Here is a 20,816-nt window from a genome sequence, read left to right on the forward strand (position 1 = left end):
TTTATGAAAAGAATTTTATTAACAGTATTGGGATTATCAAGTGTTCTATTGATAACTGGATGCAGTAAAAATATTGATAAAGAAAGCTATGAAGAACTTAAATGGGATGAAGTAGGATACGCAGCTCGTCATTTAGTAAGAGAGCTTACAAAACCGCTAGAACTGGACGTTAATACAAACCATCCATACTCGATCACTGAAAATGGCAATCCTGATGGAGAAGTAAATTCATCACCATTTCGGAGTAATGATTATGGATATTATTTTGCAAAGCAATGCCAGGACAAATTTAATCTCAATAAGGATGATATTGAAGCAAAATGGAATCCTTTGAGAGGTACAAGTTATAGTGTTAATAAGATTGATTCATCTCAATGGAAAGCTTTTAATGATTGTGTTGTTGATAGATTTAAAAATGATCCGATAACAAGTGAGGATTTAAGGATATTTTTAACTGAACCTAACCTGATTAAATTTAAGGATTTTCCTGTGATAAGAGATCATATTGATAAAATAAAAGAAGATAATATTATTAGTTTGAAAGAAGTAGTTGATACTTATGTTTTGCTCGATGAGGTTAATAAGTCTAGTTTCAATGAAGAAAATAAAATTTTGTTAGAGGAGCTTTAAAATGAGACTTCTTGCATTTATGTTAATTTTGTCATTAACAGCGAAGATAGTTTTTAATGTTTGGTTTGGCTCTAATAACTCATTTTGGTTTTACGTGTGGATTGCATTCTTAGTAGGTGCAATGATTATTCAATTCATACATCGGTTTAGGGATGAAATTTTTAACAAGGATAAAAAATCAACTGGTGATCCAATAGAGTCAAAAAATGAAGATGAGTTGATACCTGGGCTAAATAAGGATGGGATTTCTTACATTGCATTTTCATGTAAATCAGGCTACTACTTGCACAACCAAAAAACACAAAAATTGCGGATTCAAGTCATTAAGGAGATCAATGTTTTTATGCAAGAACATCCTGAATATAGAATTTTAAACCTAGAGCATGTTTGTAATGATCGAGGTTGGCTTGAAGAGATCGGGGTTTGGTTGATTAAGAAAGATTATCTACAAACAGACAAGTCTGAATGAGTTGCGTTAACGCAACAAATTAAATTAAAGGTGTAAGTTAATGCAATTATATGGAACCGTAAAAACACATAAAGAGCAGAGAAAGTTTAGATTGAACGAGTTACTTAAATCTTATTTACTCTTTGTGGTTACAGTATTGATAGTCTCATTTTTTATATGGATGTATATTGGTGGTAAATACATGAATGTTTTATTGCCTTTTGTGTTATTTAGTGGCTTTGTTATGATTGCCTTCAATCATCTAAAAGATTTGACAAAAATATATGATAAGCATGTTGAATTGTTGATGCTAATTGGTCAGAAAAATCCTGTATTTATTAATACACTTGATTATATGCTTAAGAAAAATGGAAGTGTAAATGCAGCAGACCTTAAAGGATTAATGAGTGAAATTTATTGGGAAAATAAATACTTTGATGAGCAACTGTTTAACAAAGCTATAGATAAAAACTCAATGGATAGCAGTGATAGGAAGATTTCTGAGATATATATTAAATATACAGTTAATAGAAAAATTTTAGAATGTATAAAGACCATCCTTAAAACAGAGTATAAAGATTAACTTTAAATCTTTGTCGATTTTTCCCAAGTCTGATGCTTTTTTAAGTAGTAAAATATCGGTTAGGTGGTTGATATTAGGTGTAATCTTGGATATTAAAAAAATTTCTGCATCGTTATTGGTATTTTTGGCAAGTAGTGGATTTGCTCATGCTGATTTTGTTGGTCGAGTTGTTGGGGTACACGATGGTGATACAATCACTGTCCTAACCCATAGTAATACTCAATATAAAGTCCGGCTGGCAAACATTGATGCACCTGAACTCAAACAGCCTTTTGGTCAAAAGGCCAAACAGGTATTGTCTGATTTTGTCTATAACCAGCCTGTTCTTATCCAGGATAACGGCCAGGATCGTTATGGTCGTGTGATTGGTACTGTACTTAAAGGGAATGACAATGTTAACAGGCTCATGGTGCGATATGGCTACGCCTGGGCGTACCGACAGTACCTAAATGATAGTGTGATGATTAACCTGGAGTCGTATGCTCAACAGCAAAAATTAGGTATATGGCGTGATGCTAACAATATTTCACCTGAGCAATGGCGCAGAATGAATAGCCAAAAGTAGAGTGTTAATGACTGATTTACTGAATTTTTTAAGCGATCTTTTCTATGTTGGTTTTCCTATTGGTATGGCCTTTGCTGTAGTCTGGTTTTTAATTAAATTTGTGATGCGTAATTTCCCCGATGCTACGCCTTTACGCTATTTGGCTACATACATCATTAAAAAAAGAGCTATTCAGTTGGAACAATTGGGTTTCACGGTTTACGTTTATATTTCTTGGGCAGATGGACGCAAAATACCTGTTTCACGTATGGCTAAAGAAAATGAAATTGTTGTAAATGATCCGCTGATATTTGAGCACCATGTTTATAAGGATATTCCCTTTATTGCAAATGAAAGTGTTATCTTTGTGAACCAAAAGGATCATACGGTTAAGGGTTACTTTCATCGTATCAATTCTAAGGATAGGGATGTCTATCACGCTCAACTGGTGAATATTGTGGCTCGTGATTCAGGCAAAGGGGATCAATAATATGATATTTATTAAAATTGTACTGATCTTATTTTACTTGTGGGCTGGATTTTCATTTACCTCATTTATTCTAACCAGGCTTCGACTACTTTACGAAAAAAAGATTCTCCGTAAGAATGAGCTTTTCTCGATTGCTTCGGCTGGTGATGAGTTGGCTGCAAAATTTGATGTGAATACTTGTGTCACAACTTATGATGTTCCGGATGAAAGCTGGGAAAATTATTCATTCAAGGAAAAGAAAGAATTGATGAATTTTTTTACTCTAATGGATGATTTTAAAATTCCATATATGTATGTTGCTGATAAGGATGGAGTGAATTTGCTTCACGTTGCTATGAATCATTCTGTTAAAACAGCTGGTATTAAGTTGATTGATATTAATAAATAAAAAAATAGTGAGCAGGGTGCTCACTAGAAAGTAGAAATTTTGTTGATCTTTTATAAATTAATTTTCTCGTAACATCAAGCTCTTTTAAAACTGGGCGTTCCCTTTCAGGTCGGGCTAATTGGCTTCGCTCGAACTCCAAGCAAAAGATGGTCTAGCCTGTTTAAAATCTAGTTTCAGGCAAGCCTGAACCTGATTTTAATACATGCTTTATGGACCATCTTTTTAGCTTGAATTTCGCCCCTACGGGCAACATCCCTAACGCACCCACGTCCACTGCTTTACTCGATATTAAATGTGGAAAATAGAAAGAATTAAGAACACGGTGAAATCTTAGAAATAATAGACCTCAAGGCATCCTGGGCATTTGGAATAACTCTATCATGTAATGGAGATAAGGAAGCTTCATCAAGCCGGTCATTAAGCATGGATAAAAGTTGATTGGAATATTTAATTAATAAGTCAGGATTGTTACCGTGTAGCAATTGGTCACATATACCATTAGATGCAATTAGTGTCTCACTAAGAATATGTATAAGAAATTGATGCCCAACATTTTTATGGTCTTGATTAAACCACCTGATATGAACGCCTATTTGTGAAGTAAGAGTCAATAAATGTGTAAGCTCTTCTGTAAGATTCAGATTCAAATATTTCATGGCAAAACACCTAATCAATATGGCTTATGCTATTTCTTCAAATTAAGCCTAATTGTACCTATAAGACTTCAAATTTTGGCTGGGTGGCTGTAATCAAGCGTTCTATTTCTTCCCATTGGGGTAAATATAGAGACGATGGCAATAAGATACCTGATAAAAAATTAAAAATAACCTGGGGGATTGTCTTATCCGTAATGTGAAGATCTTCAAGTAGAGTAGATAGGACTTCAAAAAGCCATGCATTGTATTCAGCAATAATTAGCTTGGCTTCTGGAACATGAGTTAGCTCTATTGAAGATTTAATAATGAGATTACTTCGGTAATCAAGTTCAGTGAGTTGTTCCAGGTGCCAGTTATAAATGGTTTGTAGGCAAGCCAAATTGCCGTTAGGTTTAGCATCAAAGATACGTGACTTAAGAGCATTTTGAACATTAAAAACTTCGTACTTTAGACAATCTAATATGAGGTGATCTTTTGATGGAAAGTATTTATAAAAGGTCACTTTGGCGACTACAGCATCGGTTATGATTCGATCTATGCCAATCCTGAAAAAGCCACTTCTTTTAAACAATTTGTAAGCTGTCTCTAAAATGTCCTTTTCCTTTGGGCTAAGTTTTCTCATAATTTATTCTTCATAATCATAAATAAAGTCAGGAATTACTGTTTTCAATAAATCAACGTCCATCTTCACATTCAGTAATAAGGACTTCTTCTAAATCTTTGCCTATATGTTGATGGGCAATTGTTTTGAAAAGCTCATGTATGTTTTTAGTCATGGAAACTCACTGTTATTGGAAGAAAGGAATATTTCACGGCCAGGATCATACTGGAGGTTATTGTCAGCCCATATCAGTTGAGCACATAAATGAGGGGAATAGTCATCTTTATAGTCAGAACGAAGAGATTCATCACTCCGGATCAGGAAGTCTAAGTTGTCCTGGTTAGAATGCTCTTCTCCTAAATTATTCTTTAAGTGCTCTATAACTTGTTCTTTCCAGGCATCAAAGCTAATTTTAAATTGCATGAGTGAATCTCCTTTAATCTAATGGTATTTTTGATAAAAATGGATGTAAAGGGTTGGGGTAACTTTTGTTGTTTTTATTGGTTCATGTCGCAAATGTGAGTGTGCTGCAAAAAATCACAGATTTTTATTGCCCCCTCAAATTTGCTTTGCTGGCACCACGTCACAGCCACTTAAGGGATTGGGTAATCAAGGAGTAGGAAGTTGCTGAATTTTAATATCCCGACTGTGGCGGTAGACACCGCCTACAGGTTACTACAGGGTGAGATTCAAGTCTTTGATTTCATTGATAAAATTATATAAAAGAATGTCGAAAATAATTCATAAGTGTTTGTTTTCAAAAGGTTTATTTATTTGATTATATAACCTAGGTTATATATAATCTAATTATAAACAATGAAATGCCGAAAGGCTTGGAGTCAGAAAATGGAATCTAAATTTTTAGCAAGTAAGTTAGAGCATAAAAAAGAATTTTTAGCCTGGGTTGAAAAGGGCAAACGTTCATTTCCAGTGCAGAAATTATCTGAATTAACAGACGTTACGAAGTTGCCTTTTGGTGATATTGCAGTGGGAGATACTATTGAGGTAATCAATGGTTATGGTCATCTATTGAAAGGGTTTACAGTGCTTGCTATTGAGGAAGATAGCATTGAAAAAGGTCATTTTTATGTGTACTTAGACTGGGATTGTTACTGGTTCCCAAAAAATATTAGTTACATTGTTCGGAAAGTAGAGCCTACAGAAGATATTGCCATTGATGGTGTGGAAAAATGGGGTTAGTTGCGGTAACGCAACTTTAAAAGCCTGCATCGTTTGATGTTTGATGTAGGCTTTTTTATTATAAAATAAAATTGAATATATAGCCTAGGTTATATAAAGTTAATACTCAAAAACCTAGATGCCGAAAGGCTTGGAGTCAGAAAATGTTAGAAAATAGTCAAGGTGTAGATTTTGAAACAATTGATAATCACGATGATTTAAATGTTGTTCCCAATGTTTTAAATAGCTCAATTGGTCAAGTGGTAGAAACAGAGGACAGAATATTTTCAGCACCGGAAATAGATTTAAGTTTTTATGATCTTATTGTTATCAGCATGAGTGGTGGAAAAGACAGCATTGCATCTTTACTGCATCTAATTGAGATGGGCGTGGATATGTCAAAAGTTGAGTTATGGCATAACTTGGTAGATGGTAATGAGGGTAGTCTTTTCATGGATTGGCAGTTTATGGATAGCTATAACAAGCAACTGGCTAAGGCATTTAAGTTGCCACTTTATAATAGTTGGTTAAAGTATGGGTTCCAGGGTGAAATGCTCAAAAAGGACTCTATCAGTCATGAGTATGTTGTTGAGACACCCAATGGCAATATCATCATTCCACGTAAACGTGCAAAAGCCAGTACACGTTTGAAATTTCCACAGCAAGCAAAGGATTTGAATGTTAGATGGTGTTCATCAGCACTAAAAATAGAAGTAGGACGCAGAGCCTTTTCTAATCAAGAACGGTTTAATGACACTAAAATTTTGTTTGTTACTGGTGAGAGACGTGAAGAGAGTTCTAATCGGGCAAAATATTTCCAGCTGGAAACTCATTTTTGTGATAACCGGAACGGAAAAAAGGGACGTTTGATTGATGCTTATCGTCCTGTGTTGGAGTTTACTGAACGTCAGGTATGGGAGATTTTAGAGGGTCACAATGTCGCTGCACCAGTGCCCTACAAGCTGGGATGGTCAAGATCAAGCTGTATGACGTGTATCTATAATAGCCCTAAAATATGGGCGACCATCAAGCACTATTTTCCTGACCGAATAGAGTCAATAGTTGGATATGAAAATCAATTTCAAACCACGATTAGCCGCAAGAAATTGAATGTAGTTGATATTAGTGCTGATATAGAGCCTTTTGATATTGTTGATATGGAAGCATTATCCCAGGCAATGAAAAGAGAATACACGTTGCCGATCTTCACGAGTAACTGGCAGCTTCCGTTAGGGGCGTTTAGTGTAGAGGGTTGTGGTTCAGTATAGAAAAAGATACAAGCCCATATTGCATATTTTGATATGGGCTTTTTTCTTGAATTGGTTGATATTTTATGTATTCGACCAGTGAAAAAAAAGAGCAAATATTTTCAACATGGATACTTGAAAATATAACCTAGGTTATATATAATAAATACTCTAAAACCGAAATGCCGAAAGGCTTGGAGTCATGAAAATGGGTAGTTGGACTGCAAAAAAACTAATCGAGTATGACGAGAATCTTAGTGAACCTGTCATTACTCAATTCAAAAAAACGGCACAGCAAGTTACATATAGCACTTTCTCAAGAAAGCTAGGTACTGATCTATTGGATATAGTTCGCAAGAAGATGAACTATGCGAAAGACAAGCGTTCAGGTGTCACAATCTCAACTGATGATGCAACAAAGTTTTATCGTGGGTTTTACGATGAAAAACGAGCTTTAGTAATTGAAAATAATAACAAGTGCATGGTGTTTACCTATGAAGCTGGAAAGTTTGGAGGATGATATGATTTTTAAAATATTAGCCTTAAAAAATTTCTGTATCGGTAATTACAGAGGTAATCCAGGCATAGGATCAATTGAGGGCATCCAGCCAAATATCAACTTCAATGGTGGGTTAGATTACCTGGGCGAAAATATGTATCACTGTGATGATTATATGATTGCTGAGCTGGGCACCTGTAAGCAATTCAGGGAGTACATTGCTGGATTGGAAAAAATCAATGGCATTTTGGAAGATTGTCCATTCCTGGAAGCATGTAAATCAACCAATACGTTAACCGGTTCAATCATTGCAGAGTGTCAAATTTGGTGGGAAACGAACATAGACTTAATTTTCAAACCGCACTTGTTAAAAGACTTCTTTACAAGTGAATTGGAGCACCTACAATTTCAGGCCATGCACCTTAAAATGCTTGAACTATTCCGTTTTTGTGCAAAGTTTGGGTTTATCCAGCTGGCAACTAAACAAGAACTAAAGTTCTAAGTGTAATTAAGTTACTATCTCATAAAAAGGATGAAATATTATGACATATCCAAAACCAAAACAGTTTGAGCCAACTCAACAGGAAAAGGACGAAATGATGAACAATATATTTGCTTCTATGCAAGCTGATGAGACGTTCAGCACCAAAGCCCATGAGCAAGGAGAACCAGCTCTATTACGCTTGATCAATATCGCAAATGGTGATTCAGGCCAATGTATCACTGTTCGCAAATTCTTATTGGGCTGCTATAACGGAGCACGTTTTCCATTTGACTTGACAGATTTAAGAAGTCTGGACACGGCTATTGTTCAAGATTGTTTAAGTGTCCTGGCTATGGATTCAAGGCTAACACAAGAGGTTCATAGATACATCAAAAATGGTAGTCAAGTGTTTGAGGGGTGGGCGCAGACAGTTTGGTCAAGAGGGCAGCTTGAAGATAAAGCCAAAATGGAGGGTATGGTTGAAGTTTTGGACTACTTCATATATGGAAACGATTTAAAAGGTGCAATGAAGAACCTGTACACAGACGAGTTTAAAGATCATTTAGCTATGCTAGATAGGACTGGTGATTCAGTTCGCAGATGGATAAAAAATAATTTAGATTAAGTACATATTTAATTTTGAGAATAGGTAAAAGTATGGCAGCAGACGTTTCTGTTTTTAAACAGTATGAATGATTTAAAAGGGAATAGAGACAAATAGGGTGAAAGTTGATTTTATAACCTAGGTTATATATAATAGAGACTCCTAAAACCGAAATGCCGAAAGGCTTGGAGTAAGAAAATGGGTTCACCTAACTTTTATACTGGTAATGAAGTTTTACTTAACTTTGGAATCGACTTTGACAACAACCAGGATGAGGAATTGTTTTGGTTAGATGATCGTGACAATGTTGGGGAAAGCTTGGATAAGGCCAATGATCAATTGACCTTTCATAAAATCATTGAAAGCTTTGGCTATCATTCGGGAATGCAAATCTATTTGGTTAAGCCCAATACTGCAAGCTACTATTGGGAGAATTATGCCCAGTATTGGAATGAAGAACAAGAAACAGGCTTTTATGATGATCATGGCTACTGGGTGGAAGTGTCATTAACAAGTGAATATCAGAACCATGTAGACAATAAAACTTTTACATTTCATCACTTGGTAGAGATTATCAATTCAGAGTATCAAGTTGCTGAAAAACTTATTAAAGAAATAGCACAAACACATTCATTTGGTGAAGTGGTCGGGAAAGGCTTCACTTCATCTGTTAAGTATGGATGGTTTATAGCTTAAAGATAGGGCTGGTAGTTGCGGTGACGCAACGACCAGCCTTTTTTGTGAGGGCGCATGATCATTTTGATTGTCATTGTTGTTCTGTGCAGTTCCGGATATATAGTCGCTTTTTTGATTTATGCGGTGAAATATAAAGAAAAACGGCAATATTTTATAGCAAGTGCGATAGCCGTTATCCTGGGCGCAATGGGAATAACTACATTGTTAGCAGAACATCAATCAAGTAAGAAAAGCACTGTGAAGCAGGTTTATATCGGGAAAAGGGGCGGTACATGATTGATATTCTTAGTACGATAGTTGTTGCTGGAATTATTGGAGCAATTGGAGTGTTTGCTTGGTCACGGAGTTATGAAACACCAGCATTAATAATTGCAGTGATGGTCATTATGGTCGTAGTAATCGTGATATTAGAACCAAGTGTTATCAGTGACCAGCCACGCTATATCAGTGCTGATGAAAAAAGAGCAGCTACAATGTTCAAGCAAAACTGTAAGCAAGTTGGTTTTGTTCAGGCCAATAACTCAACTGATCTTGGAGTAGGTGTAAGTACGAATGGTAAGCCAGTGGTCGGAACCATCTTTAGCTCTAATGAAGATAGTTATGTTTATCGCTGTGATGAGGGCATCCAGTACACTTTAACGTATGATATTGAAAAATACAGAAAGCATTATCAATAAGCTAAATTTTAAATGAGGAGTGAATCTATGTTTGGATTTGGAGCCGATGAGAAACGTTGGCATGAAGAAAAAATGGCAAGAAGAGCCAACAAGAAAGAGATTTTGGTTGAGGCTGTTAAGGCCGATCAGGGAAAAGTCGTTTATCTGAAAGCTCAAGCCTTAAAATTGTCATTTATCGTGGATGTTAGAAGATCCAACGGAACTCGTGATGGAAAGAATTATGATTCAACCTGTATTGAATATTTGGAGTTCGATACAAGTAGCCTTGATTTAGTCAAAAAAATTTGGATTGATCATACAATCATGACTTTTGATGAAATTATCAAAGCAATTAAAGAAGCAAAATAATAAATTCATAGAAAATAGCCTAAGCAGAGGAATATGAATATTTTTCTGCTATGCGCTAAAGGGGATTGATTTTATAACCTAGGTTATATATAATAGAGACTCCTAAAACCGAAATGCCGAAAGGCTTGGAGTCAGAGAAAATGAACTCTCATGTAAATCTGTGGCAGCCAGTAGACTATACTCGTATTGAAAATTTGAAGATCAATTTCAAAGAGGTTTTTCTCTCGTTTGACCGCTGTAGACACCGTTTTGAAGTCTTTAAGGATTTTATTTTGTGTTCAGCGTATGCACTGAGAAACAGCCTTAGAGGTATTCATCAAGGCTACTTGGTGCAAGAACTGGAAGATGATTTTATTAAAATCAATGCAAAGTATCAGCGTGAAGATCAACTCAAAATTCCTCAGCTATTCCATATCATGAAAGAGTTAATGCAAGCCTATACGGTTCCTCATGATGTGCTGGGTGACTTCTATATGGAGTTTGAGTTTGGTTCTGAACATAACGGCCAGCATTTTACCCCGACTGGAATTTCTGACCTTATGGCAGTAATGCACAGCGAGAGTATTGCAGAAATAATAAAACAAAACGGCTTTATAAAAGTAAGTGACTCAGCTTGTGGTGCCGGCTCTACTTTATTGGCAATGGTAAAGCTGGTAATCGAGAAAGGTTTCAACCCATTTCATCACGTCTACATCGAGGGCGTAGATATTGACCGCCTGGTGGCTTTGATGAGCTACATACAGCTGACGTTATGGCATGTTCCGGCAAAAATCTTTGTAGGGGATAGCCTAACGTTGAAATTCCGTGAGGAATGGATAACACCGGCTTATGTGATGGGTGGGTGGAAGTCAAAACTTAATTAACTCTAAGAAAATTTGCCTATCTCAATCGGGATAGGCAACCGTTGAATAATATCAAAAGGTTATACAAATGAAATTTAAAAAAACATTGTTGGCTATCGTACTTGGTGCAAGCGCATTTTCTATGTCTACCGTTGCGTTGTCTGCTTCTAAATCCGGTTATTCATCCAGCAGTCGATCTTCTATGTCATCTAACAGCAGTCGATCTTCAAGCTCATATAGCAGTAGCAGTAGTTCATCAAGTTCAAGCTCTAGCCCAACGAAAAGTAGTAGCAGCTCGACAAGTGCAGTATCTTCATATAAAACATCCAGTTCTACAGTTTATCGGCCTGTCACATCATCTAACTCAGTAAAAACGGCACCTTATAAACAGGAAAGTAAAAAATCAATTCCACCAAAAACAGCAACGGCACCTGTTAAAAAAACTGGAACAAGTTATAGCGATCTAAAAAAGAAAAAATATGAACAAAAAAAATCTAACAGTAATTTCTTATCCTGGGTGCTCTTAGCATGGATACTTTCTGATTCCAGTAAGTCAACGGCCAGTAGTTCAACAAACAAAGAAATCGTTGTTGATTGTAAGCAATGGCTGAAAGATAACGAGCATAAATCTAAAGATGCCAAACAGTTAAGTGAAAAGGAATTTATGCAGATCAAGGAGTATTGTGAGAAAGTTGCTAAATAAGGTAATCCAGGGCGTGTATTCAGTCTGAATGGACTCCCTGGTATTCAATCTATAATATTCATGCCTGAAATCATAAAAGGAGTAAATGATGCGTCAACGCAACTCTAAAAAAGAAGATGAAAGAAGTGGATTGCCAGTATATGCGTTTACGGCCACAACATTTATGCTTTTGATTGCCGTGAGCACAGCTAGTATATATAAGGATGATCCTGAAACTCCTTTTAACTATGGAATTACCGCAGGATGGTGGCTGGTTGGTATTTCGTGTGTTGCTTGCGTTTTGTATTTTTTCTTTGCTAACCGAAAGTCAGAAGATTTTCCATTCAAAATGTTCAAATTTTTAATGTTACCTGTGACCGCTCTTATTGGGGTGGGTATTATTTATTTTTTACGTGCTCAGCTTTAGATCAATAAGTAAATGCATTAATTCTATTATTTATTGGGCGTTCCCTTTCAGGTCGGGCTAGTTGGCTTTGCTCGAACCACTTGTGAAAATCAATCCTGAAAAGATTTAAATTCTAGTTTCAAGCGAAGCTTGAACCTGAATTTAATATCTTTCCAGTCTTAATTTTTGATCACAAGTGTTTCGCCCCTACGGGCAACATCCCTAACGCACCCACGTCCAACATTTTACTCGATAGCACTTCCAGGGTGAGATCTGAGTGGCCAGCATAGTTAGTTCATCTATGAATAGACCAAATAATTGCTTCAGCATAGATAAAAATGACTATGCTCGATTAATAATCAAAAAATATAATTGTTTAAAGCGCATTTAGACGCTTGTGGTGAGGGTGATTTAATTTGGCTACCCTATATCGAATTTTAGATATTTATCGCTCTATGGTGATTCTACGCTCATATACATAGCATTTCGCTATCATGTCGCAAATTAGAGTGTGCTGCAAAAAATCACAGATTTTTATTGCCCCCTCAAATTTGCTTTGCTGGCACCACGTCACAGCCACTTAAGGGATTGGGTAATCAAGGAGTAGGAAGTTGCTGAATTTTAATATCCCGACTGTGGCGGTAGACACCGCCTACAGGTTACTACAGGGTGAGATTCAAGTCTTTGATTTTATTGATAAAATTATATAAAAGAATGTCGAAAATAATTCATAAGTGTTTGTTTTCAAAAGGTTTATTTATTTGATTATATAACCTAGGTTATATATAATCTAATTATAAACAATGAAATGCCGAAAGGCTTGGAGTCAGAAAATGCAAATTCAATATTTAACTAACATCGAAAATTTAGCAGCATTAAAAAAAGCTTATCAAAAGTTGTGCTTTAAGCATCATCCTGATCGTGGCGGTAAAACCGAAATCATGCAGATCATTAATGCTGAATATGATTATCTGTTGGAAAATTTAATTGATGCAGAAGATGAAAGCAACTATTCAGAAGAAAGTTTTTGGAAGAGTAAGGAGCACCAAACAGAAGTTGAAAAACTGGTTCAGGAAAAAATTTATGAGCTGATCGGGAAAGGATTTAAAGGTATCCGTATTGAGCTTGTAGGCGTTTGGGTTTGGGTTTCAGGTGATACCAAGCCATACAAAGAAGAATTGAAAGAAATGGGCTTTAAATGGAGCACCAGCCATAAAAAATGGTCGTTTGCTGGGCAAAAAAGTGGATGGACAAAAAAAGGCATGAGCTATATCCGTAAAAAGTACGGTGCAAAGACTGTAAAAAATGAAGCTGATCAGGACACAGGAACACAAGACAATAAGCAAGGGGGTAGCATCCCGAATAAGGCGAAATTAGCATAAATTACAATAAAAGCCACTGTAAAAAGTGGTTTTTTTTCGGCTGATTCCGTTGCGTAGAATAATCATAGATTATTCTGTACTCACAAAATCAGCCGATCACTATATGACTGTTTTTAATAAAAATAATATGATTATTTTCAACATAGATACTTGAAAATATAACCTAGGTTATATATAATTAAGCCTCAACCAATCAACAAATGCCGAAAGGCTTGGAGTCGTGAAAATGTTAAATAAAATCTTATCTTATACCGCTTGGCACAATGGCAGACATATTGAATCAATCTATAGCTATATGGAAGAGCCGAACAAGGAAACCATTAAACGTATTAAAGGGCTATCAACTGAGTCAATGCAGGCTATGCTTGATTTAACGGTCACAAAAAAAGATATGCTTGATTATGGGTATCGAAGCGGAATCATGCACCCAATGAGCCAAAAACGTGCAAAGGATTTGTATGGTCGCAAGGAAATTTTCAAATTGTTCCAGGATGGAACGGAAAGCATGGTCGAAGATGAATCAGAAATAGATTCTCATGATGGGTTATTTGGAATTGAAAGTCATGATTTATGTAATTTGCTGATTGAGAATGAATGCAAAACTACATGCGGTCAGAACGTGGACAGCGTAAAAATTAAACTTGCTGAATGGGGCTATAAAGACATTATGATGCACATCGAAGATGAGCAAGTTTATTTCAGAAGAACGTTAAAAGCTGGGGAAGTGGAAGAGACAGAAAAAACGGTTTTTAATGACATGCTGAACGTATTGCCACCACAACGCCATTTTAACAGATCAACCTATGAAATCTTTATGATCAGTGAAGAAATAGGCGGAGGAATATTTCAATTTTATGCACGTGTAGAGAATCGTTATTTTGAAGTTAAGGAGCATTTTAAAACGGATTATGATGCACTGGAAAGGCTGGTACGCAGATACATAGAAAGCAATGCTACAGCAGCATAGGCGATAAAATGGGGGCTAAAAAGCCCTCATTTTTTTTGATTATTTTCAACATGGTTTATTGAAAATATAACCTAGGTTATATATAATAGAGACTCCTAAAACCGAAATGCCGAAAGGCTTGGAGTCAGAGAAAATGAACCACGATTATTCAGCAGTTTTTAAAAAATTGGGCATCATCACACTGGAAGAGTTTAGAAATGATGCAATAGATTTTTTTGAAAACGGACAAAAATATAACATCATCATCACTGAGCTTGATTCATTAAGTGAAGAGGAAGTTTATAACCATCTTAAAGACTATAGCAGTGCTGCAATGATTCCTTGCAACAATGAGGAACAATTTGAAACTGCATACCGATCATTTGAAAGAATGTACAATATTGGCGGTGGGGTGAGCACTTATTTTTTAATTGAACAAGTAGCAGAAAAACAGGACAAACAAGCAGGATATTTTTTTAATAATCTTATCATGCCAGTTTTAGCGGTCAGCAATATTTTTACTGATACTGAGAAAAATTTCCTCAATAGCGTTAAGGACTTTAAGCGCAATCCAAAAACACATTTTAAACTGTATGATTTTTTAAATGAGTTGGAGCAGCGAGTTAAGGAAGAATTTAAAAACAGAGCAAAAAGTTTTGCCAATTTAGAAAATGTTAACTGGTTGCTGGGAAATGGGGCATTCATTCCAGATAACCTACTTTCATTTGAAGATGAACAAAGGGAGCAATTTTTTGAGCTGGCGATCTATAGCAACATCATTGCAGTGAATTATTTTTTATTACCGAGTCAAATAAAAGAAATCAAGGTAACTCAGGAAGAGTTACACACATTGATTAAATACCTTAACTGTATACTGGATTTAAATTCTACTGAATCAATATCGAACCTAGAGATTGGAACTTTAACAGAATATGAAATTCTGTCAGAGGGTTATTACTTCATTGAAAAACTTGATACGGATGAAGTAGAAGAAATTTTTAATGAAAGAGATTTTAATGTTTATCTTATCCGAGTTGAGGATGGGAGATTTTTTCCTGAGACTATACGAAAAGTACACGACTCATACAATGATGGCTGGGTTTATGATCTTCGGGAAATTATCGGGAACTTATCAGATTTTATAGATATGTCAGGCGTTCAATTCTTAGCAAAACTTAGCAAATAATTTTTAGGATGATAGCCATGTATAACGTGGCTATTTCATTCATAGAAGCCGAAAGGCTGGGAGTTATGGAAATGTCTACACAAGCGGTTAAGATCACCAAAACAACGCTAAATTTTGCAGAAAAGCGCAAATTAAGAGTAGTTGCAGACTATGAAAATAAAGTGGTTTATTTATTCAAGGAGAAGAATAAAAAACGCTGGCTGATAAGTTATGAAATTAGTGACAGAGGATTATTTTTTAAAAAATCATATCTACCTCAACTCATAAAAGAGGAACTTCCATACTGGATAGAATCAGATCAACATCATAGAGAAGTGATTGACTTCATAGCGAAAGAATTGGAAAAAATAGCATCAAAGAAATGAACAATATAACCACTGTAAAAAGTGGTTTTTTTTCAACAAAGACACTTGAAAATATAACCTAGGTTATATATAATTAAACCTCAATCAACAAATGCCGAAAGGCTTGGAGTCGTGAAAATGTCTATTCAAAATGTATGTCCTTCTGATCTAGCTGCAAAGCAATGTGGTTACATTACTCTTAGTGATGCACGTTTAAAAGGTTTTGATTTAGGCGAGTTATTTCCAGTGAAATTAATTGTAGTTGAACTGGATAGCGTTGACTTACTGGATGACTTGGAAAGACTGGTCACAGAAATTACGGATTCAATTAACATTGAACATAAAGGGACTTGTAATAATGCTGGCGAACTCAAGGCAGCTATTGAAATGTATGATTCAATCGCTGACGATAACTCACAGTATCCAAAATTTATTTTTATAAAACCAATTACAAAATTAGAGGGAAAATTGCTTAACCTGAGCAATGATCAAGTAAATTTGATGGGTGACTATGATATAGACAAAATCAAATATCTAAATATGTTCAAAACTCACCAAGACGATAATGGTGGACACCATACAACGACTGAAATGTGGGGATTTATGAACCAGCTTGAAAACTACTTGTACCACTTTGCAAGTGATCTAGCTGGGGAGCAGTATAAAGGCGGTTTATGGTCAATGGATAACGGATTTTTTATCCTGAATGGTGCAGAGGATACAAAATTTACTTTAGAAAGTTGTTTCGGAAATAAGTATGAATTATCACTTTTGGAATTTTCAATTGTGGTTAATCTATTTGCATTAAGTCATTTATGTTTTTGGGCTTATGAACACAATAAAACTATGATAAATAACCTTGCTGTTTTCTTTTCAGACTATGTAAAAGAGACTATGAAACTCAATGAGGATTACGTGCAGTTAGGGGCAATTTACACACTAATTGATTAATAGATCGGGAGGGCGAAAGCTCTCCTTTTTTTCAAGTTGCGTTACCGCAACTTGAAAAAATCAAAGATTCTTACTCTCAATTTCTTTGTTCAATTGATCATAATTATTGATGCAATACATCAAAAACTCTTTCTTATTCTTGATGCCTTGCCACTTCTCATAAACCTCATTTTCAACTGGCTTAGCAAGATAAAGGTCAATCGAAATTGGTTGACGCTTATTCTTTGTTTTAAATTTCGTGATTGCTCTTTCCAGTGGGGTTTTTTCTTGATCGTTGGGTTTATTTGTCACAGATAAAATTTTCCTTGATTGCTGAAATTGTGTGTATCTCAATTGAGATTTGATTATAGCACAGGTTATATTTTTTAGTATTTTTTTTTACTGGGCGTTCCCTTTCAGGTCGGGCTAGTTGGCTTCGCTGGAACCACTTGTGAAAATCAATCCTGAAAAGATTTAAATTCTAGTTTCAAGCGGAGCTTGAACCTGAATTTAATATCTTTCCAGTCTTAATTTTTGATCACAAGTGTTTCGCCCCTACGGGCAACATCCCTAACGCACCCACGTCCACATCATTACACAATAGTTCATTCTGGAAATGTTTATATGCTGAAAAATAGCGGTGATTGGTCATAGGTATTCTGCTAATCAGAATATGGTTTATTGCCTGTGGATTTATGGACAATCGCAAGCGAACGCACATTCCTGATCTGTGCATAACCGTTGTGGAAAAACCGTTGGTATTTCCCACAAGGTTACACACAGGGAATGGCTTTGCCCACAAGCTCCACAGGCATCATAATCATTTTTGAAAATTTAAAATATTTAATTTTTTAAGGGCAATGACTATATGCTTGCAGTCACAAAATTTAGTGTTCTTCAAAAAATCACAGATTTTTTTTGACCCCGAAATTTTGTTCGGTAGACACCACGTTAGAACAATTTTAGGGATTGGGTAATCAGGGAGTAAGAAGTTGCTGAATTTTAATATCCCGACTGTGGCGGTAGACACCGCCTACAGGTTAATACAGGGATAAAATTTAAAAAAATAATACAAGTATTTTCAACATAGATACTTGAAAATATAACCTAGGTTATATATAATAAATACTCTAAAACCGAAATGCCGAAAGGCTTGGAGTCGTGAAAATGTTTAGTCCTAAAGCTGTTCAAAATGTTGTAAGAAATCACTTAGACTTAGATAAATCATTTCAAAAAAATGGTGATACTTATACACGATATAATGAGCAAAATGTAAAATTCAATGTCCATTTTTGTTTTACAACAATTCAAATTTTTAAGGGTTCAAATGCTAATCCAAAATGGATTTATATTTTAGGTGCTGATAGTCAAAAAGAGCTTGAGTTACAAGTAAAAGATTATCTAAAATTTATCGAAGATAATACAAAATAAAGAAGCCCGAAAGGGCTTTTTTACTACATATCAATATCATTTTTTATCTTTGTGATATAGCGTAAAAGTATCAAGAATATTGCACCTACAATAAGCAATAAAGCTAAACTGGTAGCTGAATTATCGGCACGAAATAAAAGATATGCCATGAATAATATTAGCCCTATTCCAGCAATAAAAGCCAGTACCATTTTTTCACGTTTCTTCATAAAATTATGCTCATTATTGAATTTATAGACCATAAAAATTATAAGATATTTTTAACAAAAAAAAGGATTTTTTTTCAACATAGATACTTGAAAATATAACCTAGGTTATATATAATTAAACCTCAATCAACAAATGCCGAAAGGCTTGGAGTCGTGAAAATGTTTAGTCCTAAAGCTGTTCAAAATGTTGTAAGAAATCACTTAGACTTAGATAAATCATTTCAAAAAAATGGTGATACTTATACACGATATAATGAGCAAAATGTAAAATTCAATGTCCATTTTTGTTTTACAACAATTCAAATTTTTAAGGGTTCAAATGCTAATCCAAAATGGATTTATATTTTAGGTGCTGATAGTCAAAAAGAGCTTGAGTTACAAGTAAAAGATTATCTAAAATTTATCGAAGATAATACAAAATAAAGAAGCCCGAAAGGGCTTTTTTACTACATATCAATATCATTTTTTATCTTTGTGATATAGCGTAAAAGTATCAAGAATATTGCACCTACAATAAGCAATAAAGCTAAACTGGTAGCTGAATTATCGGCACGAAATAAAAGATATGCCATGAATAATATTAGCCCTATTCCAGCAATAAAAGCCAGTACCATTTTTTCACGTTTCTTCATAAAATTATGCTCATTATTGAATTTATAGACCATAAAAATTATAAGATATTTTTAACAAAAAAAAGGATTTTTTTTCAACATAGATACTTGAAAATATAACCTAGGTTATATATAATTAAACCTCAATCAACAAATGCCGAAAGGCTTGGAGTCGTGAAAATGTCAGCTATCAATCAAGCTAAATCTCAAATCAATTATTTCGTTAAAAAATCGGCTGAATGCTCGATCTATGAACAAAGCGAAAATACAAAAGTTTGCTTTGGCGAAAATATGGTATTGGTTCTAAACCTTGCTAAAAACCGCTTAACTTATAAGGAGTTTACTTTTGAGAATGGCAAAGCAAAGGTAGTGGTTCAGAACGTTGTAAGATTGACTGGAGCTGAAATGTTTACAGTTAAGCATCACTTCAAAAAATCACATCAAATGAAAGATGTTAAGTCTGCATAATGTGAATTTTTGATAAAAAAAATGACTGCTTAGGCAGTCATTTTTTATTAGGCTTTCAGCTTTTCCGCTATCTGTTTTATATGCTCTTTCCATACAGTTAAAGGTATTTCAAGTAATTTTTGTTTGTCCAGTAATTTAATAATATCTTGCGTATTTTTCTCTTTTTCTGCTTCCTGTTCTTTTTCTAATTCCTGTTTTGCAAGCTTCAATTTTTGTTCAGCTTCATATACTTTTTTTTGCGCCTTAGTCATGTTTTTTGTTGGATCATCACCAGTGGAATCATTATCTGATTTTTCAGTTTTTTGGCTGTCATCATTTTTTTGTGGCTGGTGAATGGTTGAATTATTTTGAAGTGTTGAATCAGTTTTTACCTCATTAATATCTTGATTGGCTTGTTGTGTTTGTTGGTCAGTCATAGCTATATCCTAAACTCAATAAATTTTCTCTATTCTATTCAATCTATCTGTGAACGTGCAACCCTAAAAAACTATAAACCTCTAGCAACTATCTTTAAAGCCAATATGGTGAGTCACAGTAGTAAATCTCGCCACAGGGCGAGGGAAAAATTTTCACACACCACGCACCTAACGGTGCTTCGCCAAAAGCCTTGCTGTATAAGGCTTTCAGAGGAAAATAGTAATTTAGAAAAGCTTTCAAAAAAAACGGCAAAAAACAAGATAAAGCATTGATATATATAATTAAAACAACTTTCATTTGTTTTTTCAAAAAAAATGCATTTTTTTGAAGTAACTATATGAATTAAAATAAAAAAATAACTTTCATTTTGTTATATAGAAAACTTTCAAATAAACATATTAAAATTCAACATAACTATATGAAAATATTAATAAAAAAAACTTTCATTTTTAATAAAACTTAATTGGTGTAAAATTTGCGAATCATATTTGTTTTTTGGTGCCGAGAAATGCAAGATTTTAGAACATACACAATTAGAATTGATACTCAAGTTGCAGAGTATTATGAAAAATTAGCAGACTCAGAGGGTATAAGGGCGAGTAAACTTTTTAGTAAGATTTTAACCAACAACTTTCAATCAATTGGGATCAAACATCAGGCAGATCGAATCGAACAGGTTGTAGATGATTTTGAAAGAAAGCTCAAATTAACACTTGAAAAATTTCAAAATGATAATTCGATGAATGATAAATATTTTGAAGATTTTGGAGGAATTTACATGATGCTACTTGGTGTATTAATGAGACAAAATGTAGCCAAAGAAGATATTAAAGAAATGCAAAGTAAAGGGGCTATTTACGCTAAGAAAAACTTTATAGGTGATCAATC

The 20,816-nt window shown here is 34.7% G+C and carries 34 protein-coding genes; 27 read left to right on the forward strand and 7 right to left on the reverse strand.

The features are described from left to right. Window positions 1-3 precede the first annotated feature (3 nt). From AAC851_RS15725 to AAC851_RS15750, 6 genes are all read left to right on the forward strand, one after another. The gene (locus AAC851_RS15725) at window positions 4-630 is read left to right on the forward strand and encodes a hypothetical protein (protein ID WP_340601091.1); all 627 of its coding nucleotides are present in this window, start codon (window positions 4-6) and stop codon (window positions 628-630) included. Between the two features lies 1 nt (window position 631). Next, entirely contained in the window at window positions 632-1,099 is a 468-nt protein-coding gene (locus AAC851_RS15730) for a hypothetical protein (RefSeq protein ID WP_340601092.1), read from the forward strand. 40 nt (window positions 1,100-1,139) lie between these two features. Next, a complete protein-coding gene (locus AAC851_RS15735; RefSeq protein ID WP_004949655.1) occupies window positions 1,140-1,661 on the forward strand; it encodes a hypothetical protein in 522 nt (173 codons plus the stop codon). An 85-nt stretch (window positions 1,662-1,746) separates the two neighbouring features. After that, window positions 1,747-2,226, forward strand: coding sequence for a thermonuclease family protein (locus AAC851_RS15740; RefSeq protein WP_340601093.1), 480 nt, complete (start codon window positions 1,747-1,749; stop codon window positions 2,224-2,226). A gap of 7 nt (window positions 2,227-2,233) precedes the next feature. Then, complete coding sequence (locus tag AAC851_RS15745) at window positions 2,234-2,695, forward strand: hypothetical protein (RefSeq protein WP_064851207.1); 462 nt, start codon at window positions 2,234-2,236, stop codon at window positions 2,693-2,695. A gap of 1 nt (window position 2,696) precedes the next feature. Then, window positions 2,697-3,083 carry a hypothetical protein gene (locus tag AAC851_RS15750; RefSeq protein WP_340601094.1) on the forward strand — a complete coding sequence of 129 codons (387 nt, stop codon included), beginning with the start codon at window positions 2,697-2,699 and terminating at the stop codon, window positions 3,081-3,083. Between the two features lie 311 nt (window positions 3,084-3,394). Here AAC851_RS15750 and AAC851_RS15755 read toward each other — a convergent pair whose 3' ends face one another. From AAC851_RS15755 to AAC851_RS15765, 3 genes are all read right to left on the reverse strand, one after another. Beyond that, window positions 3,395-3,739 carry a hypothetical protein gene (locus AAC851_RS15755; protein WP_340601095.1) on the reverse strand — a complete coding sequence of 115 codons (345 nt, stop codon included), beginning with the start codon at window positions 3,737-3,739 and terminating at the stop codon, window positions 3,395-3,397. A 58-nt stretch (window positions 3,740-3,797) separates the two neighbouring features. Further along, on the reverse strand, window positions 3,798-4,361 hold the full coding sequence (locus tag AAC851_RS15760) for a TetR/AcrR family transcriptional regulator (RefSeq protein WP_340601096.1): 564 nt from the start codon (window positions 4,359-4,361) through the stop codon (window positions 3,798-3,800). Between the two features lie 150 nt (window positions 4,362-4,511). Next, on the reverse strand, window positions 4,512-4,763 hold the full coding sequence (locus AAC851_RS15765) for a hypothetical protein (protein WP_340601097.1): 252 nt from the start codon (window positions 4,761-4,763) through the stop codon (window positions 4,512-4,514). 423 nt (window positions 4,764-5,186) lie between these two features. Between AAC851_RS15765 and AAC851_RS15770 the strand changes: the two genes are divergently transcribed. The 17 genes from AAC851_RS15770 to AAC851_RS15850 all read left to right on the forward strand — a co-directional run bounded on the left by AAC851_RS15770 (window position 5,187) and on the right by AAC851_RS15850 (window position 16,813). After that, window positions 5,187-5,540 carry a hypothetical protein gene (locus tag AAC851_RS15770; RefSeq protein ID WP_340601098.1) on the forward strand — a complete coding sequence of 118 codons (354 nt, stop codon included), beginning with the start codon at window positions 5,187-5,189 and terminating at the stop codon, window positions 5,538-5,540. Window positions 5,541-5,683: 143 nt separating this feature from the next. After that, a complete protein-coding gene (locus AAC851_RS15775; RefSeq protein ID WP_340601099.1) occupies window positions 5,684-6,787 on the forward strand; it encodes a phosphoadenosine phosphosulfate reductase domain-containing protein in 1,104 nt (367 codons plus the stop codon). A 187-nt stretch (window positions 6,788-6,974) separates the two neighbouring features. Beyond that, window positions 6,975-7,286 (forward strand): hypothetical protein, encoded by a 312-nt coding sequence (locus AAC851_RS15780; RefSeq protein WP_340601100.1) that lies wholly within the window; start codon window positions 6,975-6,977, stop codon window positions 7,284-7,286. Then, window positions 7,261-7,767: a hypothetical protein gene (locus AAC851_RS15785; RefSeq protein WP_340601101.1), complete on the forward strand. Its 507-nt coding sequence runs from the start codon at window positions 7,261-7,263 to the stop codon at window positions 7,765-7,767. Before AAC851_RS15780 ends, AAC851_RS15785 begins: the two co-directional genes overlap by 26 nt. A 40-nt stretch (window positions 7,768-7,807) precedes the next feature. After that, a complete protein-coding gene (locus AAC851_RS15790) occupies window positions 7,808-8,374 on the forward strand; it encodes a DUF7673 family protein (RefSeq protein WP_340601102.1) in 567 nt (188 codons plus the stop codon). Between the two features lie 177 nt (window positions 8,375-8,551). Beyond that, complete coding sequence (locus AAC851_RS15795; RefSeq protein ID WP_004949695.1) at window positions 8,552-9,049, forward strand: hypothetical protein; 498 nt, start codon at window positions 8,552-8,554, stop codon at window positions 9,047-9,049. Window positions 9,050-9,103: 54 nt separating this feature from the next. Continuing rightward, window positions 9,104-9,325: a hypothetical protein gene (locus AAC851_RS15800; protein ID WP_035338426.1), complete on the forward strand. Its 222-nt coding sequence runs from the start codon at window positions 9,104-9,106 to the stop codon at window positions 9,323-9,325. Continuing rightward, entirely contained in the window at window positions 9,322-9,726 is a 405-nt protein-coding gene (locus tag AAC851_RS15805; protein WP_340601103.1) for a hypothetical protein, read from the forward strand. Before AAC851_RS15800 ends, AAC851_RS15805 begins: the two co-directional genes overlap by 4 nt. A gap of 27 nt (window positions 9,727-9,753) precedes the next feature. Then, the gene (locus AAC851_RS15810) at window positions 9,754-10,074 is read left to right on the forward strand and encodes a hypothetical protein (protein ID WP_340601104.1); all 321 of its coding nucleotides are present in this window, start codon (window positions 9,754-9,756) and stop codon (window positions 10,072-10,074) included. A 140-nt stretch (window positions 10,075-10,214) separates the two neighbouring features. Further along, window positions 10,215-10,937: an N-6 DNA methylase gene (locus tag AAC851_RS15815; protein WP_340601105.1), complete on the forward strand. Its 723-nt coding sequence runs from the start codon at window positions 10,215-10,217 to the stop codon at window positions 10,935-10,937. Window positions 10,938-11,004: 67 nt separating this feature from the next. Next, the gene (locus AAC851_RS15820) at window positions 11,005-11,619 is read left to right on the forward strand and encodes a hypothetical protein (RefSeq protein ID WP_340601106.1); all 615 of its coding nucleotides are present in this window, start codon (window positions 11,005-11,007) and stop codon (window positions 11,617-11,619) included. A gap of 88 nt (window positions 11,620-11,707) precedes the next feature. After that, on the forward strand, window positions 11,708-12,025 hold the full coding sequence (locus tag AAC851_RS15825; protein WP_340601107.1) for a hypothetical protein: 318 nt from the start codon (window positions 11,708-11,710) through the stop codon (window positions 12,023-12,025). 812 nt (window positions 12,026-12,837) lie between these two features. Then, on the forward strand, window positions 12,838-13,386 hold the full coding sequence (locus tag AAC851_RS15830; RefSeq protein ID WP_340601108.1) for a hypothetical protein: 549 nt from the start codon (window positions 12,838-12,840) through the stop codon (window positions 13,384-13,386). 226 nt (window positions 13,387-13,612) lie between these two features. Continuing rightward, window positions 13,613-14,353 (forward strand): hypothetical protein, encoded by a 741-nt coding sequence (locus AAC851_RS15835; RefSeq protein WP_340601109.1) that lies wholly within the window; start codon window positions 13,613-13,615, stop codon window positions 14,351-14,353. Between the two features lie 133 nt (window positions 14,354-14,486). Then, complete coding sequence (locus AAC851_RS15840; RefSeq protein ID WP_340601110.1) at window positions 14,487-15,518, forward strand: hypothetical protein; 1,032 nt, start codon at window positions 14,487-14,489, stop codon at window positions 15,516-15,518. 17 nt (window positions 15,519-15,535) lie between these two features. Further along, the gene (locus AAC851_RS15845) at window positions 15,536-15,883 is read left to right on the forward strand and encodes a hypothetical protein (RefSeq protein WP_340601111.1); all 348 of its coding nucleotides are present in this window, start codon (window positions 15,536-15,538) and stop codon (window positions 15,881-15,883) included. A 117-nt stretch (window positions 15,884-16,000) separates the two neighbouring features. After that, entirely contained in the window at window positions 16,001-16,813 is an 813-nt protein-coding gene (locus tag AAC851_RS15850; RefSeq protein WP_340601112.1) for a hypothetical protein, read from the forward strand. A gap of 60 nt (window positions 16,814-16,873) precedes the next feature. Here the strand turns inward: AAC851_RS15850 and AAC851_RS15855 are convergent, their stop codons facing one another. Beyond that, a complete protein-coding gene (locus AAC851_RS15855; protein WP_340601113.1) occupies window positions 16,874-17,104 on the reverse strand; it encodes a hypothetical protein in 231 nt (76 codons plus the stop codon). Window positions 17,105-17,959: 855 nt separating this feature from the next. Between AAC851_RS15855 and AAC851_RS15860 the strand changes: the two genes are divergently transcribed. Further along, window positions 17,960-18,223, forward strand: a complete 264-nt coding sequence (locus AAC851_RS15860) for a hypothetical protein (protein ID WP_340601114.1) — start codon at window positions 17,960-17,962, stop codon at window positions 18,221-18,223. Window positions 18,224-18,246: 23 nt separating this feature from the next. Here AAC851_RS15860 and AAC851_RS15865 read toward each other — a convergent pair whose 3' ends face one another. Continuing rightward, window positions 18,247-18,432, reverse strand: a complete 186-nt coding sequence (locus AAC851_RS15865) for a hypothetical protein (protein WP_340601115.1) — start codon at window positions 18,430-18,432, stop codon at window positions 18,247-18,249. A gap of 159 nt (window positions 18,433-18,591) precedes the next feature. On the opposite strand from AAC851_RS15865, the gene AAC851_RS15870 reads away from it, so the two are divergent. After that, entirely contained in the window at window positions 18,592-18,855 is a 264-nt protein-coding gene (locus AAC851_RS15870) for a hypothetical protein (protein WP_340601114.1), read from the forward strand. A gap of 23 nt (window positions 18,856-18,878) precedes the next feature. Here AAC851_RS15870 and AAC851_RS15875 read toward each other — a convergent pair whose 3' ends face one another. After that, window positions 18,879-19,064 (reverse strand): hypothetical protein, encoded by a 186-nt coding sequence (locus AAC851_RS15875; RefSeq protein ID WP_340601115.1) that lies wholly within the window; start codon window positions 19,062-19,064, stop codon window positions 18,879-18,881. A 159-nt stretch (window positions 19,065-19,223) separates the two neighbouring features. On the opposite strand from AAC851_RS15875, the gene AAC851_RS15880 reads away from it, so the two are divergent. Continuing rightward, window positions 19,224-19,511 carry a hypothetical protein gene (locus AAC851_RS15880; protein ID WP_340601116.1) on the forward strand — a complete coding sequence of 96 codons (288 nt, stop codon included), beginning with the start codon at window positions 19,224-19,226 and terminating at the stop codon, window positions 19,509-19,511. Window positions 19,512-19,558: 47 nt separating this feature from the next. Here the strand turns inward: AAC851_RS15880 and AAC851_RS15885 are convergent, their stop codons facing one another. Further along, on the reverse strand, window positions 19,559-19,927 hold the full coding sequence (locus AAC851_RS15885) for a hypothetical protein (RefSeq protein WP_340601117.1): 369 nt from the start codon (window positions 19,925-19,927) through the stop codon (window positions 19,559-19,561). A 509-nt stretch (window positions 19,928-20,436) separates the two neighbouring features. Between AAC851_RS15885 and AAC851_RS15890 the strand changes: the two genes are divergently transcribed. Beyond that, a partial coding sequence (locus tag AAC851_RS15890; RefSeq protein WP_340601118.1) for a hypothetical protein occupies window positions 20,437-20,816 on the forward strand: 380 nt, incomplete at its 3' end.

This window comes from Acinetobacter sp. HZNU-JH01 (assembly GCF_037996845.1).
Classification (GTDB): Bacteria; Pseudomonadota; Gammaproteobacteria; order Pseudomonadales; family Moraxellaceae; genus Acinetobacter; species Acinetobacter haemolyticus.

Coding starts and splice junctions, on each gene's coding strand:
- AAC851_RS15830 (WP_340601108.1), top strand. CDS start 12,838: ATGCAAATTCAATATTTAACTAACATCGAAAATTTAGCAGCATTAAAA.
- AAC851_RS15850 (WP_340601112.1), top strand. CDS start 16,001: ATGTCTATTCAAAATGTATGTCCTTCTGATCTAGCTGCAAAGCAATGT.
- AAC851_RS15810 (WP_340601104.1), top strand. CDS start 9,754: ATGTTTGGATTTGGAGCCGATGAGAAACGTTGGCATGAAGAAAAAATG.
- AAC851_RS15765 (WP_340601097.1), bottom strand. CDS start 4,763: ATGCAATTTAAAATTAGCTTTGATGCCTGGAAAGAACAAGTTATAGAG.
- AAC851_RS15825 (WP_340601107.1), top strand. CDS start 11,708: ATGCGTCAACGCAACTCTAAAAAAGAAGATGAAAGAAGTGGATTGCCA.
- AAC851_RS15860 (WP_340601114.1), top strand. CDS start 17,960: ATGTTTAGTCCTAAAGCTGTTCAAAATGTTGTAAGAAATCACTTAGAC.
- AAC851_RS15875 (WP_340601115.1), bottom strand. CDS start 19,064: ATGAAGAAACGTGAAAAAATGGTACTGGCTTTTATTGCTGGAATAGGG.
- AAC851_RS15800 (WP_035338426.1), top strand. CDS start 9,104: ATGATCATTTTGATTGTCATTGTTGTTCTGTGCAGTTCCGGATATATA.
- AAC851_RS15885 (WP_340601117.1), bottom strand. CDS start 19,927: ATGACTGACCAACAAACACAACAAGCCAATCAAGATATTAATGAGGTA.
- AAC851_RS15725 (WP_340601091.1), top strand. CDS start 4: ATGAAAAGAATTTTATTAACAGTATTGGGATTATCAAGTGTTCTATTG.
- AAC851_RS15760 (WP_340601096.1), bottom strand. CDS start 4,361: ATGAGAAAACTTAGCCCAAAGGAAAAGGACATTTTAGAGACAGCTTAC.
- AAC851_RS15835 (WP_340601109.1), top strand. CDS start 13,613: ATGTTAAATAAAATCTTATCTTATACCGCTTGGCACAATGGCAGACAT.
- AAC851_RS15755 (WP_340601095.1), bottom strand. CDS start 3,739: ATGAAATATTTGAATCTGAATCTTACAGAAGAGCTTACACATTTATTG.
- AAC851_RS15820 (WP_340601106.1), top strand. CDS start 11,005: ATGAAATTTAAAAAAACATTGTTGGCTATCGTACTTGGTGCAAGCGCA.
- AAC851_RS15815 (WP_340601105.1), top strand. CDS start 10,215: ATGAACTCTCATGTAAATCTGTGGCAGCCAGTAGACTATACTCGTATT.
- AAC851_RS15840 (WP_340601110.1), top strand. CDS start 14,487: ATGAACCACGATTATTCAGCAGTTTTTAAAAAATTGGGCATCATCACA.
- AAC851_RS15775 (WP_340601099.1), top strand. CDS start 5,684: ATGTTAGAAAATAGTCAAGGTGTAGATTTTGAAACAATTGATAATCAC.
- AAC851_RS15735 (WP_004949655.1), top strand. CDS start 1,140: ATGCAATTATATGGAACCGTAAAAACACATAAAGAGCAGAGAAAGTTT.
- AAC851_RS15805 (WP_340601103.1), top strand. CDS start 9,322: ATGATTGATATTCTTAGTACGATAGTTGTTGCTGGAATTATTGGAGCA.
- AAC851_RS15795 (WP_004949695.1), top strand. CDS start 8,552: ATGGGTTCACCTAACTTTTATACTGGTAATGAAGTTTTACTTAACTTT.
- AAC851_RS15790 (WP_340601102.1), top strand. CDS start 7,808: ATGACATATCCAAAACCAAAACAGTTTGAGCCAACTCAACAGGAAAAG.
- AAC851_RS15880 (WP_340601116.1), top strand. CDS start 19,224: ATGTCAGCTATCAATCAAGCTAAATCTCAAATCAATTATTTCGTTAAA.
- AAC851_RS15865 (WP_340601115.1), bottom strand. CDS start 18,432: ATGAAGAAACGTGAAAAAATGGTACTGGCTTTTATTGCTGGAATAGGG.
- AAC851_RS15745 (WP_064851207.1), top strand. CDS start 2,234: ATGACTGATTTACTGAATTTTTTAAGCGATCTTTTCTATGTTGGTTTT.
- AAC851_RS15785 (WP_340601101.1), top strand. CDS start 7,261: ATGAAGCTGGAAAGTTTGGAGGATGATATGATTTTTAAAATATTAGCC.
- AAC851_RS15870 (WP_340601114.1), top strand. CDS start 18,592: ATGTTTAGTCCTAAAGCTGTTCAAAATGTTGTAAGAAATCACTTAGAC.
- AAC851_RS15770 (WP_340601098.1), top strand. CDS start 5,187: ATGGAATCTAAATTTTTAGCAAGTAAGTTAGAGCATAAAAAAGAATTT.
- AAC851_RS15750 (WP_340601094.1), top strand. CDS start 2,697: ATGATATTTATTAAAATTGTACTGATCTTATTTTACTTGTGGGCTGGA.
- AAC851_RS15730 (WP_340601092.1), top strand. CDS start 632: ATGAGACTTCTTGCATTTATGTTAATTTTGTCATTAACAGCGAAGATA.
- AAC851_RS15845 (WP_340601111.1), top strand. CDS start 15,536: ATGTATAACGTGGCTATTTCATTCATAGAAGCCGAAAGGCTGGGAGTT.
- AAC851_RS15780 (WP_340601100.1), top strand. CDS start 6,975: ATGGGTAGTTGGACTGCAAAAAAACTAATCGAGTATGACGAGAATCTT.